This window comes from Gimesia alba (genome assembly GCF_007744675.1).
Classification (GTDB): Bacteria; Planctomycetota; Planctomycetia; order Planctomycetales; family Planctomycetaceae; genus Gimesia; species Gimesia alba.
This window is the reverse complement of the sequence record NZ_CP036269.1, coordinates 7,569,072-7,585,287: the sequence shown is the minus strand read 5'-3', so window position 1 is coordinate 7,585,287 and position 16,216 is coordinate 7,569,072. Positions and strand designations below refer to the sequence as shown.

Here is a 16,216-nt window from a genome sequence, read left to right as displayed (position 1 = left end):
GAAAAATGAAATTAAAAGATCGCATTAAAAGCTTCAGACGCATCAAAGCTTCGCTTCTCAAGCGGAATACGAAGAACTGGCGAATTCATTCTGAACCTCAGCATGCTGCCTTACGCGCCATTCTGAAAGAGGTGGGGTTCGCTTCCGCTTGCCTGGTCCGAGAATGTAATAATGGAACCTACGAATTGATCGACGGCCATTTGCGGGCGGAGATCGCGGAAGAGGAAAAAGTACCCTGTTTGATCTTAGATGTGACAAAATCAGAAGCGAACAAACTTCTGGCGACTTTCGATTCTGTGACATCAATGGCAAATACCGATCAAGATGCACTGGATCGCCTGATCAATTCGATTCCGGCTGTATCCGAAGACCTCCAGGAACTACTGAATCAACTATCGAGTAACATGTCCGGATTGCTGGATGAGAGTAACGGAGAAGACGAATCGCATCTTTTGAGGGACTCTTTTAGCGTGCTGATAGATTGCCAGTCAGAATCCGAACAGGTTGCGCTGCTGAACCGCTTTAAAAAAGAGGGTCTACAATGTCGCGCGTGGATCTCGTAAAAGAATCGCGAGTGATCCGCAGTCCACGGGTCATTCAGCTGGAAGGAATGTTCGGCCTTTCTGCTGAAACGAAAAGTCGAGTGGAGTGGGCGGTCGAGCTTCCTCTGGAACAGCATGACTGGAATATCGGATTGATTGTAGGCCCTTCCGGGTGTGGCAAGACGACCATTGCCAGAGAATTGTTTAAAAATGAATTTGTTGATCACTTCAACTGGTATCAAAGGAAAAGCATTGTCGACGCTTTTCCCAAAGAGATGGGAATCAAAGAGATCACCGCCCTGCTCTCTTCAGTTGGATTCTCCTCTCCACCAAGTTGGTTAAGACCCTATCATGTACTATCCAACGGCGAGCAGTTCAGGGTTACGCTTGCCAGGGCTTTGGCAGAACAGCCTGAATTATCCGTGATTGATGAATTTACGTCAGTAGTGGATCGGAGTGTGGCCAAAATTGGCAGCTGTGCTGTGGCAAAAACTATCCGCAAACGACAACAGAGATTTGTCGCAGTTGCCTGTCATTATGATATCATTGACTGGCTTGATCCCGACTGGATTTATCAGCCTGCGAGTGACGAATTTCAATGGAGGTGCGAAAGGCAACGGCGGCCCTCGATCTCACTTGAAATCATTAACGTGCATCGAAGTGCGTGGGAACTTTTCCGCAAATATCACTATTTAGATTCAACGATTCAACAGTCAGCGAACTGTTTTCTAGCGCTGGTTGAAGGACAGCCCGCTGCCTTCACGGCGGTCATTCATTTTCCGCATAAAACGTCCCCTTCGTTCAGAGAACATCGGACGGTCTGCCTTCCGGATTTTCAAGGAGCGGGGATCGGGAATGCGTTGAGTGAATATGTGGCTTCTCTCTATTGTTGCAAAAAAGCGTATACCAGTATCACGGGACATCCCGCAATGATTCGTCATCGGGCGAAATCAAAACTCTGGAAAATGATCCGTGCGCCATCAACAGTGCATCGACAAGTGGGTTTCGAACAAAAGCGCATGCGTCAAATATCATCCAGCTCCGGTCGAGTAACCGCCAGTTTTTTCTATGTTGGTCCAAGGCGAAGGAACGAGGCAAGACGCTTTGGCTTGCTCTAAGCTCTATGCAGGCTTGCTCACGAATACTCACCAGGCAGCACATCGTTTCCAGGCTGTATGGCTTTGAAAGGCTTCAGCGGCGGAAACACCAGATTGTGTGCCCCGGGCAGAGCACTGTTGAAGCATCAAGTCTCGTAAAGGGGAAAAACTGGTGTCTTTGCCACGTTGCAGTTGGCTCTGATGGCAGTCGAGCATCGCCAGTTTCGTGTCGACGTACTCGCTCACATCAATGTAGAAGTGAGGTTCAAATTGTGTCATGTTGACAGTGTCCATCCACCAGAGCACCGGTGGTTGTTTCAATGCCGGTGTTTGTGTCTGGTTACCTGCAGAGGCACTAAACCAGGTTGCTGCTTCTGTGATGACTGAGGAGGCACGGTGATCAGCGTGATAGTCTGATTGTGAATGAGCTAGTACGAGAGTTGGAGAAAATTGTCGAATGATTTCCGTCAACTGCCGCCTCCGTTCGAGACTGTCAAACAGGGCGCCGTCTGGATTATCACCAAAAAAGAGATCTGCGCCCAATAACTTTGCCGCCGAATGCATTTCCTGCTGTCGGACTTCAGCTAGATTTTGAATGGGAGGCTCCGGCTGCCCTTTATCTCCCTGGCAAAGCACACAAATTCCAACAGCTGCTCCCTCCTGGTGAGCCCGTGCTAAAGTCCCCGCGCACAATAATTCTGCGTCATCAGGATGAGCGACGACTGCCAGAAGACGTTCTTGTTCGAAGTTTAGTTTCATTATTTGAAAGAACTTAATTATAAATGAAGTAAGTTTGAACTAGCGAAGTCGAATGTCTGGAAGTTCGGCTACATAATCAGCAACTGTCAGCGAGACATTAGAGTGTGTTCTTAACAGCGAGGCGGGACAGGCACTGGTGACAGGACCATGCAGGACTCTTCGAACGACGGAACTCTGCCAGAGTCGATTACAGTAAAAATGCTGTTCTCGCGCTTCCAGAATTTCTTTCATACCAATCGTAACAGCGCGCCAGGGAATAATCGAGATTTCGCCACCAACCGTGACAGAGTTGATGGTTCTGGTTTCTCGGGTTAAGTCCAGGTTGCGAGTCGGGAGCGCTGCGAATTCTTCAGCGGAAATATTCTGCCCTGATTCTGGAGGCTCATTAAAAGCAATGTGGCCATTAATACCAATTCCTCCAAAGCAGGCATCAACACCGCCCCGTCGATCAATCAACTGTTGGATGATGTTGACATTCTTGGGATCAGGACAGATCCGGTTTTCCGGTAAGGGCGCTAATTCCGGATTTAATAAATCATAAAACTTGCGGTTCATGTATCCACGAAAGCTGAGTGGATGGGAAATATCGACCCATTGATCATCGTCTGTCAGGTATTCGTCCATATTGATCAGCATGACGTCTCGAATCGAGTATTGTTTTTCGTTCAGCATTTCGGCCAGAATAGGATATTGGTCAACAGGGCCGACTGGGACAATCAATGTTGCAGGATGCCCCTTTTGTTTTGCCTCTTCGATTACCTTCAACATTGCTGTTGCCATGTGTTGAGCGACATCCGGCATATCTTTAACAACGGTTAGATTGACGGCTGTATCTTTCGCTAATTTCTCGCGGGTGATTTTCAGATAATCGGGAAATTGAGTTGGCATGGTGTTGAGAGTACTTCTACTTTGAGGCATGATTTAATGCTTACGGATTTCAATCATCATTGAAAATTCGTATTCTAGCATAATACAAAATGTCAACATGGTATATTGAAAACAGATGAATTTATAAGACAGGTATTGAACTTTTTAAGGCTCTCTACTGGGTTCGTCTTCACGATCAATGCCGCCGTTTTTTTAAGTCAAGTTATCCTGACTAAAGGAAGTCGTAATGAAATTGTTTCTAGATAGTGCCATTACCGATGAGATTAAACATAGCTTAGAATATTGGGATTTGGATGGACTTACTACAAATCCCAAACATGTCAAAAATTCAGGAAAGCCTTTTTTGAAAGTGATTGAAGAAATTGCTGAGTTGTTTGCTGGTACGGAAAAACCGGTCAGTGTAGAGGTTGATCCGCATATCACTGATTGGGAACAGATCGTGGAACAGGGCCTATTGCTTTCGAAAATGTCTCCCAATTTTGTCATTAAAGTCGGCGCCAGTGAAAATGGGTTTAAAGCAATTCGTGAACTGACCAAACGGGGAATTAGAACGAATGCAACATTAATTTTTTCCGTTGCACAAGCCTGGCATGCAGCCCGCGCTGGTGCGTCTTTTATCAGCCCGTTCATTGGATGGAAAGAAACTTACGGCGATTCGACAACAACGTTTATTCTTGAAGTTGCCGAGATGCTGGAGCGACATGAATATAATTCAGAAATTATTGCAGCTGCGATTCGCAATGGTCGGCAAATGGCAGATGCAGCACTTGCTGGTGCACATTGTGTGACCGCTGGACTCACCGTTTATCAGGAGAGTATGCAGAACCCGTACACGGTTCATGGCGAAAAAGTCTTCCAGAATGCATGGGATGAAACGCCCAAAGATTAACGGTTGTGATGGATGATTTATTATCGTTTCGACCGTTCTTCACATATTAATAAAATCAGGATTCAGTATGTTGACCATTTGCGAAAAAAAGAACAGATCCATGCTAAGCTTTTCTCGATCGTGTTTCTTAGCAACATTTTTCTGCATGACGTTGTTCTACAACGCTGAAGTGGAGGCGGCTGCATCGACAAAGCCGAATGTGATCATCATCTTTACAGATGATCAAGGCTCGGTTGACCTGAATTGTTACGGTGCGAAAGACCTGATCACTCCTCATATGGATTCAATTGCCAAACGGGGAATTCGATTTACCCAGTTCTATGCAGCTGCACCAGTCTGTTCTCCTTCGCGTGCAGGTTTATTGACAGGACGTATCCCTCGTCGCGCAGGAGTGCCGGGAAATGTTTCTTCAAAACATGGAAAAGAAGGAATGCCAGCTGAACAGGTTACGATTGCCGAAATGATGAGGCAGGCAGGATATCAAACGGCGCATGTGGGAAAATGGCACTTGGGTTATACTCCCGAAACCATGCCAAACGGACAAGGTTTTGATACCTCGTTTGGGCATATGGGCGGCTGTATCGATAATTACTCACACTTTTTTTACTGGAATGGTCCCAATCGACATGATCTCTGGGAGAATGGAAAAGAGATCTGGCGCGATGGAAAGTTTTTCCCTGATTTGATGGTGCAGCAGTGCCAGGATTATATCAAAGCATCTCGAGATAAACCGTTTTTTCTCTATTGGGCGATTAACGTGCCGCATTACCCCTTACAGGGAACCGATCAATGGCGCAAGCAGTATGCTCACCTTCTGTCTCCCCGAAATAAGTATGCAGCATTTGTTTCTACAATGGATGAATGTATTGGTGCGGTCTTAAAAACGCTGGATGAATGTCAGCTTCGCGAAAATACGATTGTGATATTTCAATCTGATCATGGGCATTCTCAGGAAGAGAGAACTTTTGGTGGAGGAGGTAGTGCAGGACCGTTTCGTGGGGCAAAATTCAGCTTGTTCGAAGGCGGGATCCGTGTTCCCGCAATGATCTCGTGGCCTGGAACGATTGCCGAGGGAGAAGAACGACATCAATTGGCGACCGGCTGTGATTGGTTACCAACGATTGCTGAATTGACGGGTGCCACCCTGCCCCAACATAAGCTGGACGGAAAAAGTCTGAAAACCATCATTGATTCGAAGCAGGCGGAAAGCCCGCATGCCGATTTCTATTGGCAGATCGGTAAAAGCTGGGCTATTCGCGAGGGAAATTGGAAATTGTTGGGAAACCCGCGTGATACAAGTCAGCAGGGCAAGCTGACAAAAGCGGATCAACTATTTCTGGTTGACCTTTCCAAAGATTTGGGCGAAAAACATAATCTTGCTGCTGAAAATCTGGAGAAAGTGAAACATCTGAAAGAGATATATAACCGTTATCAGAAATCACTTTCAGATTAAGCCTGAATGGAAATGAGATTGTCAGAATGAATCAGCCAGACCCAAAACCATCGCGAACAAAAGTGCGATCTTCAAGCTGGACGATCGCGATCACGGTTTTCCTGGTAATCTATCTTGTTTTGCAATGGCAACAGGGGCAGAAGGCAAATCATCAGGTTGAATTGAGTTCGAAGCAGAAATCGGGCTCCTATTCAAGAGAGTTGACTGACCAAAAAACGCTCCTTCCTTTAAAACAGGTTGATCAACAAGCACCGGCTAAGCCAAACCAGAATGCCCATCAGACAACCCAACTGAATCAGCCAATTGCCAACGATGCATCAACCACGACACAAACGGCAACTTCCTCGCCCGTTAAAATTAAGCAGATCCCTGCGAACTCAAACAGACCGCCGCCGGTAGAAGTATCCAAGCGCACTGGCAAGTCGCTGCCCGAGTTAGGGAAGCTTCGTGATTTAGGCGGTCAAGTCTGGGAGTCAACCGCTGGCTTAAAATATGGTCGCGGCAGTCAGGAAAAACATCGCTTACTTCATATAATGAGACACGCAGAAGATCAGCCCGATCGCCCAGGTAAGCATGGCGTTTTTGCTGGAAACGGAGAGAGAAAAAAAGTCCTGGCGTTGATTGACGAGGCTTATCTTCAAGCGCTCAAGGGAGGCAAAAACGTCCAGAAAAAAACGCAAGGAAAACGCGTCGTTTACACTGTAGATATGAGACGCCAGGTTGGGTTTGTTGGAGGGCAGGTGGGAAAGAAGCAGGGGAATCCAGCCGCTTATAAAATACGATTGGTTCTGGAAGGGGCCAATGTCATAACCGCGTTTCCGTTGTAAGTTTACCCTGGCAGGATTTGATCTTATGTTTTATGTGGGGATTTGTCCTTTTTGTGAACAGGGAAGCCTCGGAGTTCGCATCTGCAATCAGGCAAAGGACGCTGTAATTCTCTGCGATGAATGTGACGCCATGTGGCTATCGCCTGAAATAAATGCCCCGCCTGCGTTCCCGGAACAGCCGGCTCTCCCCTGCCCTTATTGCCGGGGAAATTTGACAGATGCGCCCGCACATTGGGCCTGCTTCGGAGAGATTTTTCAGAAAGGTTGGATTTCAGCAGTCAGAGGAGAGCTGCCGGAAGAACGCTAATCGAAGTACCAGTTTAAAAAACAATCTCTAAGGTATGTTTCTCTTTGAGAATTTTTGATTGAAGCTTGATCGTATCGCGTGTGGCTGGAATCTTTGAGCCAGGGACCTTAACGATCAATTGTGAGACTCGATTCTTGACTGGTAAGTAATCTTTTTTGGAAACCGGTCTTACTTCACCATTGGCGTTCGAAGTAAAAGTAGAGTTAGGCCATCTGACATCCCAGGGGATTGCCTGCCGGTGATCGTCGGTTCCGACGACTAGTCCTGAAAGGTCTGAAGCGCGGTATCGGGTTGACTTATAGGTGTAAGGCAGCTTGACCTGAATAATAATCAGGTAGTCTTCGTTCAGATCCGGATCTTTGGGGACAGTCCATGCTGTGAAACTTCCAACGGTAACGGCATTCCCCATCGGTTTGAACTTAAATTCTCCTCCTCCGTTCCCTTTTCCGTCACCGTCTGTCTCTCCGTCACCTTTGCCAAGGTGTGCAGAGACATCAGCTTCAATTTCTTTCAGGGTCGATTCATTCTCACCGGTCATGGTTTTGATCGGTTGCAAAATATTAAATTCTGTTGTTTTGCCGCCGGCCTCTTCTTCAATGCGAGTGTCTAAGGGACCATTCAAGGCAAAACTGTCTTCATCATCGAGACTGGCCAGTGTTGAGAAATCATCATTTCCCTGAATCCCACCTACAATGACAATGGCCATGACCGTCAAGATTGTGGAGTGAAACAGGAATGAAACCAGGTAACCCGTCGCCGTGAAGCTGGCCAGCCAAAGCAGAATTTTTTCTTTGGGTGTAAGGGTTGGTTCCTCGACTTCGTTAGAATCCATATCCGGCTGTGTGGAAAAATCTCGCTCCCGGAATGGGGGCGCCGGAGGTAATTCCGAAACGATTTGAACAGCGGACTTGGATTGATTCGACATAGAAATCGTCGCCGATAGGGTAGAACCGGTCTGCAGCGTGTGAGAGACAGCTTTTTCAGGCAGTTCTGTATTCTTCAAATTCATGAGGCACAATCCAGCATTCAACGATATAACGCGGTAATGAGGATGGCCCAACAGGTCTTCTTTATATAACTACATACGTTCGATTATATACTGAATCTACAAGAATTGAATTCTTTTTTCGTAAGAACAATTAGATCATCAGCAATGGTGGCATTGGAAAGCGAAGCCGATGAGTGGTGTACAGAAAACCTAATGATGTGAGAGTGGCCTCCTGGAGAATTGTAAATAAAAGGGAATTTAGATCGGTCCGGTCTAAACCAGAATTCGGTGAAGTTCCTGAACAGTCGTAACTCCCTGTATTACCTTGGCTTTACCTGACTCTTCCATCGTGGTCATTCCGAGTTCAGAAGCCAGCCTCAGAATCTCAGATTGCGAAGCACCTCTGAGAATCGCATCCCTTAATTCTCCCCGGATTCCCAGCGTTTCAAAAATACCGGTCCGACCAAGGTAACCAGTTTGAAAACAATGTTCGCAACCTGTTCCCTGTGCAATTTTAGACTCTGATAATTGATCTGGACTAATTCCCAGATATTCACACGCACCAGCATCTAGCTGATGAGGCGTGCGGCATTTTTCACAGATACATCTCACCAACCGTTGAGAAATAATTCCCTGCAGACTGTCTGTGATGAACATAGATGGAATGCCAAATTCCCTAAAGACATCGATGGCTGCGACGGCATCATTCGAGTGCAGCGTTGAAAGCACACGGATACCAGTAAGACCTGCTCTGACAGCAATGTGTGCGGTTTCTGAATCACGGATTTCCCCCACCATAATCACATTTGGATCCTGTCGTAAAACTCCTCTCAAAGCCTCTGCAAAGCTAAAACCAATTTTAGGGTCAATTTGGATCTGATTGACTCCCTCAATCCGACGTTCCACCGGGTCTTCGATTGTAGCCAGACTCATTTCAGGCTGGTTGAGATAGTCCAGGCAACTGTAGATCGTAGTACTCTTTCCTGAACCCACCGGACCAACACTCAGAATCATTCCATAGGGAGCATTACAATATTTGGTAATTTCAGAAGTTTGAAGGTCACTCAGTCCCAACTCACCAAACTCTGTGAAACGCTTGTGATCGGGCATCAGCCTCAGAACTAATCGTTCGCCATGAATGGTCGGCCCAGATCCTACGCGAATATCACGACGGTTTTGGAGCGTCTCATTATTGATATGACCATCCTGCGCAAGCCGTCTTTCAGTGATATCCATATTGGCCGCCAGCTTGAGTCGTGAGATAACCGAAGCCGCTGCTTCTTTAGGAAGCTGAATGATATCATGCAGCATTCCATCCACTCTTAAGCGAAGCCGTAACCCATTTTCGAGGGGGTCTAAATGGATATCTGTTGCCTGTAATTGAAACGCTCGTTCCATCAATAAGTCAACAAGCGGGCCTGGGCCTACGACATCAACCAGTTCTCTGAGTTCTGCCTGTAGCGCCTGCTGGCGTCCTTCTTTTTTATTTTCTGTATTTGTTGGCTTGTCTGACATGAAATGACTCTTTCTGTCCTAACAATAGTTCCCAATTTGATTTGAACTGAATTAAGAGATTGATTGATCTTAGATCATTTTGAAAAGACCGATTCCCCCCAGAACGAGGCTGCAAAATAGAACTACCCATCCCATGATTCGCACATTTTTTCTGCGATCTTTCAAGGCAGTTGCTCCCAATAGAATACCTGCTACCGAAAACGAGATCGTAGCGATTAGTGTGATTTTCGGATTCAGTGTAAGCAAGTCGCTGATATAGAGCGTGAAACAGGCGACAGCAGAGAGCAGGGCCACAATCCCCAATAAAATGGGCATCGAGAATGTACGTCGGCGTTCAATTCGCTCTTGTTTCAATGCCTGATTTAAATAGGAGATCGCCTCTTCTTCTGTCGGAACGATACACCATACTTTTTTGAGACCGGAGATGTTAAGGACTTCTTCGACCATGTCGCTGGTATTGAGGATTGCCGTTTTACCGTCCTGCTCATCTACCAGCTTCCAGACTTGAATCACAACGGCTACCAGAGAACTACTGATATATGTTAGTGATGTTAAATCAATGATGACCGATGGATTTTTCTGGTCTTTGAGTTCCAGTAGCAGAGAATCTCCCAGAGTTTCCAGGTCAGTCCATGCAGATTCATTCAGTTCCGGGAGAAGTTGAACCTTGAGATGGTTGTCGACGGTGGTAATGTGATAAGGAACTTCTTGGGTAGCCATAAACCAATCTCCAATTATTCTCGATACACGGGTATCGGAAGGCCCTGCATTTGCTCATTGTTTCAGCATTGAATACTGGCTTGGGATTTATTGCTTTCAATTTACAATCAATCCAGGTTTTACTTTCAAAATACCAATGCAGCCTGATTTTACCTATCTCAATTCGGACCAAAGTACGGGATTTAATAAGTATTTCCAGCGAAAGAAGTTTGCTTCATCCCAAGTTAGGAAATACCAATAATCATCTTTATACAATGGCAGCAAACAAGGGTTCAATTGACCACTTTTTTGGCAGAATGGCCTCAGAAACTCGCTGGGAGTCTATGCGTAATGTAGGAATCAGGGTTGATGTTATGTCAAATTTTCTGGAGGTAGCGATTGTGTCTACCAACCAAGTTACAAAGGTCAAACAGTTAAATACCAAACAGTTAGCTAAAATTCAGTTTGACTATGGTTTTTAAGCGTATTTATAATTAGGGAATGACCGATTTCATAAAATAGGTTGTGTTTGCGCTCAGGTTACCTGTAGTATTTTAGATAACACATCAGTGCAAATTGCTGGATCTGTGAAGGGGCTCTACCGAAAAGCCGGTAGTTTAGAAGAAAGCGATCAAATCTTTGTAACGTGCCTTTTCACGAATCTCACTTCTTCTTCTTATCAGGGAATGAAGTGAATAGATAAATGTTAAAAATTAAAGCATAATAAAATATTAAATAGGTAGTCAGGGAGCGCGGTCCGCGTCTCTCTATCAAATCCAGGAATGCATCAATGACCCGTTTCAGTAAAATCCTGTTAGTGCTAGTGCTTTTTACTAGCCTTGCCTTTATGGGATTTGCCGCAGTCAGTTCTGTCGGAGGCCCTAACTGGGAAAAAGAAAAGGACTCGATGACGGATTATTTGTTTGAGTTTCAGCCAGGAGAGAATCCAACATGGTCCGTTAAGACAAGAAGAGGTGGTGAGCAGATTTCATCATCCCCTGTTTTAGCCAAAGTGATCGTAGCAGCTCAAAAGGATAAAATTCAAAAGCAGAATGAAAAAATTGATCAGGTCACGAAGTCAATTCCCCCTTTGGAAAATGCGATCAAGAATTGGACTACGATCAACAAAGTTGATCGTGAAGCCATGGATTTAAAAGCAGCCGATCTCAGAGGAAAAATAAGTGCTCTGGAGACTGAAATTGCTCAGCTCGCAAATGAAGGAATCAAGATCAGCCAGCAGACGTTAGAAGTGAATCAACAAGCATCTGAACGCAGAGCCGATGTATTTCGGTTGCAGGATCAGATCGATGAAATACGGAACGAGAAATATCTAACTCAAGAACAGCAAAAAACGCTACGTGATTACATTGCCAGAATCGAAGGCAAAGTACAGCGTCTGCAAAGACAAAAAGAGTCGCTGGAGAAAGCCGTTCAAGGGGCTGGCGATTCCAGTCAGGGAAAAGTAGTTACTCAAAAGTAATCGATTCCAAATTGCCTGTTGAAAGTGGAATCAAAAACAACAATAAACTTGTCATTTCATATTAGTATCAGGAGCGATTAGATGTCGTTTGTCGGCAAAGTACTGGTCGTCGTTCAAGTTGTGCTCAGTGTCTGTTTCATGGGCTTCGCGGGAGCTGTTTATACGGCTCAAAGCAATTGGCGTGCGAAGAGTCAGAAACTTCAGGACAATGTAGCCAATCTGCAAAAAAGCATGAACGAACTAGAATCCGAGTACAGTAATTATAAAGTAGAATCGGATCAGAAAATCAAGGATGCTTTGAGTCGCGAACAAACGGCGAAAGTCGCAAATGATGCTTTGCAGGCACAATTTAAGACAAATCAGAGTCAGTTAGAAACCGTACGTGCTGAAAGAGACTCCGCTGTCGCTCAGGCTGAAACGACTGGTGAAGAAGCAAAGTTTCGTCAACAGGAGTCAGGTCGACAACGAGTTGTAAATAAAACGCTGCATGATACCGTCAATACATTACGCGGAAAGATTAAGAATCTGGAAGATACGGTTTTTACTCAATCGATTCGAGAAAAAAATCTGATCGCCAAGCACAATACAGTTCTGGATGAACTCAAGTACTTAAATAAAATCGTTGCGAATTTGGGTATTGATCCGAAAGACCCTGCCATTGCTGGTATGCAATCACCACCACCCGCCGTGGAAGGTTTGATTATCAATACGAAAAAAGATAAACGGAATGGAACCAAATTTGTTGAAGTTTCATTGGGAAGTGATGATGGACTCAGCAAAGGTCATAAATTGTTCGTTTATCGTTTTGGTACAAAAGAGAATGGGAATCGTCCCAAATATCTCGGTAAGATTGAACTTGTTTATGTAGATCCTGATAAAGCCGTCGGGACAGTAATAGACGCTGCCAAGAATGGTGTGATTGAGAAAGGTGACCATGTCAACTCGAAGCTCTAAATCAAAAGGGAAAGCTGCCGCAGGAGAATCGGGTGGCCCGAATGTTTATGTAGGACTACTGTTCGTGTCCTTAACAGCCTTAATTTTTGGGATTGCATTCCTCGTTATGGAATTACGCAGCTACAACTGGGAGCTGGGAGGGTAGTCTGCTCCTTTCATTTGAAAAAAAATAGGCACTGTTTTAAATCAGATACAGTGCTTTTTTTATGGAGAGATCAGTCTAACGGATCTCCTGCGTCTGATGTCAGGTGATCGCTGGACGCCGTTATGATTCCAGTTCGATTTCATAGCCCGCAGCCTTCCAGCCACTGTATCCTCCATCCATTGAGATCACTTGTGTGTATCCCATTTTTTGCAGGTTGTCTGCTGCCAGTGCAGAACGGAAACCGCCACCACAGTAGAGGATCAAGAGGGTTGAAGTATCCGGAATCAGTTGTTCAACATCGCGCTCAATAATCCCTTTACTGATATGCTTCGCTCCCGGTATTCTTCCGGCACTGAATTCGTGAGTTTCTCGCACATCAATCAGCAGGAATTCTTCACCTTTTTCTGTTCGTGCTTTTACGTCATGAATGGTACATTCTAAAACGCGTGATTTTGCGTCATTAACAATATCCAGAAATCGTTGTGAATGATTTTTAGCCATGATTTATCCTTAATAGCACAGGTGTGTTCTACGTATTTGAGTATAGCTTTACGAAACCCAAAAAAACTTATTGAAATATAGTTGATGTCATTAGTATCGTTTTTCCTGACAGGAAGCAAGAAATTCACCTATAATCTGATTCACTTCAGCAGGTGCTTCCATTGGCGCCATATGGCCAATACCGGGTACTTCGGTATAGTTTGAATTTGGTATTTGCGAACTCATGTCTTTCATTACGTCAGGTGGCGTCAATTGGTCTTCACTACCAACAAGACATAATGTCGGAATTTGAAGATCACGGATTTCTTCCATAAAATTATTTCGTTCTGCCATGCCCCGCTGACTGGCGGCGATCCCCTCGCGATCTGTCGATTGAATCATTTCCATCAGCTTTTCAACAATTTCAGGATGTGTTCGTTGAGAAGCTTCACTGATTAAATTCGGAATCATGGATGAAGAAATTGGCTCTGGTCCATGTTTCAGTACAAGATCTACCATTTTCAATCGGTTCTTAATTCCTTCTTCTGTATCAGAACCAGCCCGTGTGTCGCAAAGTATTAATGCATTCAGACGCTGAGGAAAATGCTTCCAGAATTCCCAGGCAATATAGCCCCCCATAGAGAGTCCACAAAAAATGATAGGTTCTTCGAGCCCCAGTTCATTCAAGAGCATGTTTAAGTCTTCGGCATGCTGCTTCATGGTGACTGTTCCCCGCGTCACTTCCGTTGCTCCGAAACCGCGTAAATCCGGAGCGACAACTGTGAACGCATTTTTAAAATATTCAATTTGTGCCTGCCACATCCGATGATTGAGAGGAAACCCATGCACAAAGAGCAGGGGAGGCCCAGAACCCTCTACCAGCACCTTCATGTTGATTCCATTCACCGCCTGTTCAAACAACTCTTGGCCCATGATTATTCCTTCTCATCTTGTGATCGATAAGATCATTCCTGCAATCAGTCACAGTAAGGCAAAGATCCTCGAGTCAAAAATTACTTCGCCTGTTCTAGAGCCCGACTGATCCCTTGTTCTAAAGATTCTGTTGGTTCCGAATCCACATTCCAGACGACTCTGCCATCTGTGCCGATGACCCAGACTTGAGGAATCGTATCTGCCTTAAATGCAATCAGCGATTCAATTGCGCCGTAACCGTTTGGCCACGTGATTCCTGTTTCTTCAAGCCACTGACGAATTTCGGGTAACAGATCTTCTCCATCGGAAGTGAGGCCAATAAAAGCGACATCCTGATCCTTGAATTTTTGATAAGTCTTGACGATATGAGGTGCTTGTTGCCGGCAAGGCCAGCACCAGGTTGCCCAGGCATCGACGACAATCACCTTCCCTTCTAAATCCTGATCCTGTACAGGATCACCATTGACCCAGCCGGCAGCTTGAATCGGGGGGGCAAGCTCTCCCACCTTCAACTGTGCGCGATTACTACTTTCCACTTGTGGAAGCGATTGCAGCCGAAAGCCAAACAAGACGGTAAATAAGATTGCGCCCGCAACGACCAATGCCAGCGCTAGTAGAAAATCTTTTTTCATACTTTGATTGGCCATTTATGTTCTTTCTGGGAAAATCGTTTATTTCAAAAGGAAATATTATATTATAAATGATAGAGTTCGCGATATTTGTTTTGTAACTGGCCAATTAACGGTTCATGGGAGAGAGTTTCTCCTGTTACGACTTCTACTAAACGATTCGCTCTGAATAGTTTGCCTTGTTTGTGGATTTTTTGGTTTAACCATTCTTTAAGGGGAGTAAATTCACCTTTAGCGATCAGTTCGTTGAGATTCCCCAATTCTTTTTCTGCAGCATTGAAAAAGTGAGCAGCGTACATGTTACCCAGGGCATAGGTTGGAAAATAGCCAATTAATCCAGCACTCCAATGAACGTCCTGCAGACAGCCATTGGCCGGGGTGTCAGGCGTGAGCCCAAAATACTCGGAGAACTTCTCATTCCAGGCAGCCTCTAAATCAGCTGGTTTCAGAGCTCCTGAAATCAATGCTTTTTCCAGCTCAAAACGCAGCATGATATGCAGATTATACGTGACTTCATCTGCTTCGACACGAATAAAAGAAGGTCGCACGTCATTGATCGCTCGATAAAATTCTTCTTGATCAACATTGGCCAGTGCTTCAGGAAACAGTGTTTGAGCAGGCTGGTAAAAATGGTCCCAGAATGCGCGACTTCGTCCTACCAGATTTTCCCACATTCGTGATTGCGATTCATGAATCCCCAGTGAAGTGAAGCTACCTACAGGGGTCCCATAATATTCCTGATTCAGCCCTTGTTCATAGATTCCATGTCCGGCTTCATGCAGGGTTCCAAAGAAGGCACCCGGAAAGTGGTGCTCATCGTACCGTGTTGTGAGCCGGCAATCTCCAGGTCCGAATCCGCTACAGAAAGGGTGTGCTGCAATATCCAATCGGCCGGCATTAAAATCAAATCCAATTTGCTTCGCTGCATCCATACTGAATTCACGTTGTTTTTCAACGGGGTACTTTCGCGTCAGGATTGAGATATCAGGTGTGATGCCGGAATCCTTGATCGCAGAAACTAAAGCAACGAGTTCATTCCGCAGAGGCACAAATGCCTGCTCGATCAAGTCAGAAGTCGCCCCTGGTTCATATCCATCAAGCAGGGCATCATAGGCTTGGTTTCCCTCATAACCGATGGCAGCAGCCTCTTCTCGTTTGAGATCGATCATTTGTTCCAGCCATGGCAGAAAATCTTGAAACTGGTTCGTTTTTCTTGCATCTACCCAGGCATGGTGTGAAAGTGTGGCGACTCTTGAAAGTTCTTCGACCAGTCGACGTGGAAGCTTTGTTGCGCGGTCATATTCGTGACGGGCTTCTCTGATATTCGCCTGTTCGATTGAGTCTTCGCCAAAATTGGAGTTGTCTTCCAGTTCCTGGAGCATGTTTCCAATTTCAGGATTTGTAGCCTGCTCGTGAGTGATTCCTGCCATCAATGCAAGTTGATTAGCCCGGTGCTCAGCTCCTGCAGGAGGGAGATAAGTTTGCTCGTCCCATTCCAGAACAGCTGAGCAGGATGACAATAAAGCTGTTTTTTTGAGTCGTGTGACCAGTTTCTCATATGCTTGGGGCGAAGCATGCATCGATCAATTCTTTCTATGGAAAATAGCCTGATTCGAATTGGCTTAAATGAG

Annotated in this window: 18 protein-coding genes; 9 read left to right on the top strand and 9 right to left on the bottom strand. The window is 45.4% G+C overall.

Annotated features, from left to right (window positions below; all coding sequences use genetic code 11):
• The first annotated feature begins 5 nt into the window (after positions 1 to 5).
• Both Pan241w_RS28390 and Pan241w_RS28385 read left to right on the top strand, forming a co-directional pair.
• On the top strand, positions 6 to 563 hold the full coding sequence (locus Pan241w_RS28390; RefSeq protein WP_145222793.1) for a ParB/RepB/Spo0J family partition protein: 558 nt from the start codon (positions 6 to 8) through the stop codon (positions 561 to 563).
• Positions 542 to 1,660 carry an ATP-binding cassette domain-containing protein gene (locus Pan241w_RS28385; RefSeq protein WP_145222791.1) on the top strand — a complete coding sequence of 373 codons (1,119 nt, stop codon included), beginning with the start codon at positions 542 to 544 and terminating at the stop codon, positions 1,658 to 1,660. Before Pan241w_RS28390 ends, Pan241w_RS28385 begins: the two co-directional genes overlap by 22 nt.
• Before the next feature lie 27 nt (positions 1,661 to 1,687).
• Here the strand turns inward: Pan241w_RS28385 and Pan241w_RS28380 are convergent, their stop codons facing one another.
• Positions 1,688 to 2,398 (bottom strand): PIG-L deacetylase family protein, encoded by a 711-nt coding sequence (locus Pan241w_RS28380; protein ID WP_145222789.1) that lies wholly within the window; start codon positions 2,396 to 2,398, stop codon positions 1,688 to 1,690.
• Between the two features lie 39 nt (positions 2,399 to 2,437).
• The gene (locus tag Pan241w_RS28375) at positions 2,438 to 3,286 is read right to left on the bottom strand and encodes a sugar phosphate isomerase family (RefSeq protein WP_232107301.1); all 849 of its coding nucleotides are present in this window, start codon (positions 3,284 to 3,286) and stop codon (positions 2,438 to 2,440) included.
• A 226-nt stretch (positions 3,287 to 3,512) separates the two neighbouring features.
• Here Pan241w_RS28375 and Pan241w_RS28370 point away from each other — a divergent pair, with 226 nt between their 5' ends.
• The 3 genes from Pan241w_RS28370 to Pan241w_RS28360 all read left to right on the top strand — a co-directional run bounded on the left by Pan241w_RS28370 (position 3,513) and on the right by Pan241w_RS28360 (position 6,455).
• The gene (locus Pan241w_RS28370; RefSeq protein ID WP_145222785.1) at positions 3,513 to 4,175 is read left to right on the top strand and encodes a transaldolase family protein; all 663 of its coding nucleotides are present in this window, start codon (positions 3,513 to 3,515) and stop codon (positions 4,173 to 4,175) included.
• A 145-nt stretch (positions 4,176 to 4,320) separates the two neighbouring features.
• On the top strand, positions 4,321 to 5,628 hold the full coding sequence (locus Pan241w_RS28365; RefSeq protein WP_145222783.1) for a sulfatase-like hydrolase/transferase: 1,308 nt from the start codon (positions 4,321 to 4,323) through the stop codon (positions 5,626 to 5,628).
• Between the two features lie 26 nt (positions 5,629 to 5,654).
• Positions 5,655 to 6,455, top strand: a complete 801-nt coding sequence (locus tag Pan241w_RS28360) for a hypothetical protein (RefSeq protein WP_145222781.1) — start codon at positions 5,655 to 5,657, stop codon at positions 6,453 to 6,455.
• 320 nt (positions 6,456 to 6,775) lie between these two features.
• Here Pan241w_RS28360 and Pan241w_RS28355 read toward each other — a convergent pair whose 3' ends face one another.
• The 3 genes from Pan241w_RS28355 to Pan241w_RS28345 form a co-directional block, all read right to left on the bottom strand.
• Positions 6,776 to 7,771, bottom strand: coding sequence for a hypothetical protein (locus Pan241w_RS28355; protein WP_145222779.1), 996 nt, complete (start codon positions 7,769 to 7,771; stop codon positions 6,776 to 6,778).
• A gap of 252 nt (positions 7,772 to 8,023) precedes the next feature.
• Entirely contained in the window at positions 8,024 to 9,265 is a 1,242-nt protein-coding gene (locus Pan241w_RS28350; RefSeq protein ID WP_145222777.1) for a GspE/PulE family protein, read from the bottom strand.
• A 69-nt stretch (positions 9,266 to 9,334) separates the two neighbouring features.
• A complete protein-coding gene (locus Pan241w_RS28345; protein WP_145222775.1) occupies positions 9,335 to 9,985 on the bottom strand; it encodes an STAS domain-containing protein in 651 nt (216 codons plus the stop codon).
• Between the two features lie 50 nt (positions 9,986 to 10,035).
• Between Pan241w_RS28345 and Pan241w_RS28340 the strand changes: the two genes are divergently transcribed.
• The 4 genes from Pan241w_RS28340 to Pan241w_RS29555 all read left to right on the top strand — a co-directional run bounded on the left by Pan241w_RS28340 (position 10,036) and on the right by Pan241w_RS29555 (position 12,543).
• Positions 10,036 to 10,446: a hypothetical protein gene (locus tag Pan241w_RS28340; protein WP_145222772.1), complete on the top strand. Its 411-nt coding sequence runs from the start codon at positions 10,036 to 10,038 to the stop codon at positions 10,444 to 10,446.
• Between the two features lie 308 nt (positions 10,447 to 10,754).
• A complete protein-coding gene (locus Pan241w_RS28335; protein WP_145222770.1) occupies positions 10,755 to 11,444 on the top strand; it encodes a coiled-coil domain-containing protein in 690 nt (229 codons plus the stop codon).
• An 81-nt stretch (positions 11,445 to 11,525) separates the two neighbouring features.
• On the top strand, positions 11,526 to 12,398 hold the full coding sequence (locus Pan241w_RS28330; RefSeq protein WP_145222768.1) for a hypothetical protein: 873 nt from the start codon (positions 11,526 to 11,528) through the stop codon (positions 12,396 to 12,398).
• On the top strand, positions 12,379 to 12,543 hold the full coding sequence (locus Pan241w_RS29555) for a hypothetical protein (protein WP_198000210.1): 165 nt from the start codon (positions 12,379 to 12,381) through the stop codon (positions 12,541 to 12,543). Before Pan241w_RS28330 ends, Pan241w_RS29555 begins: the two co-directional genes overlap by 20 nt.
• A 120-nt stretch (positions 12,544 to 12,663) precedes the next feature.
• Here the strand turns inward: Pan241w_RS29555 and Pan241w_RS28325 are convergent, their stop codons facing one another.
• The 4 genes from Pan241w_RS28325 to Pan241w_RS28310 all read right to left on the bottom strand — a co-directional run bounded on the left by Pan241w_RS28325 (position 12,664) and on the right by Pan241w_RS28310 (position 16,165).
• A complete protein-coding gene (locus tag Pan241w_RS28325; RefSeq protein ID WP_145222766.1) occupies positions 12,664 to 13,044 on the bottom strand; it encodes a rhodanese-like domain-containing protein in 381 nt (126 codons plus the stop codon).
• Between the two features lie 90 nt (positions 13,045 to 13,134).
• The gene (locus tag Pan241w_RS28320) at positions 13,135 to 13,956 is read right to left on the bottom strand and encodes an alpha/beta fold hydrolase (protein WP_145222764.1); all 822 of its coding nucleotides are present in this window, start codon (positions 13,954 to 13,956) and stop codon (positions 13,135 to 13,137) included.
• Positions 13,957 to 14,036: 80 nt separating this feature from the next.
• Entirely contained in the window at positions 14,037 to 14,603 is a 567-nt protein-coding gene (locus Pan241w_RS28315; RefSeq protein ID WP_145222762.1) for a TlpA family protein disulfide reductase, read from the bottom strand.
• A gap of 47 nt (positions 14,604 to 14,650) precedes the next feature.
• The gene (locus Pan241w_RS28310) at positions 14,651 to 16,165 is read right to left on the bottom strand and encodes a carboxypeptidase M32 (RefSeq protein WP_145222761.1); all 1,515 of its coding nucleotides are present in this window, start codon (positions 16,163 to 16,165) and stop codon (positions 14,651 to 14,653) included.
• Positions 16,166 to 16,216: the final 51 nt, after the last annotated feature.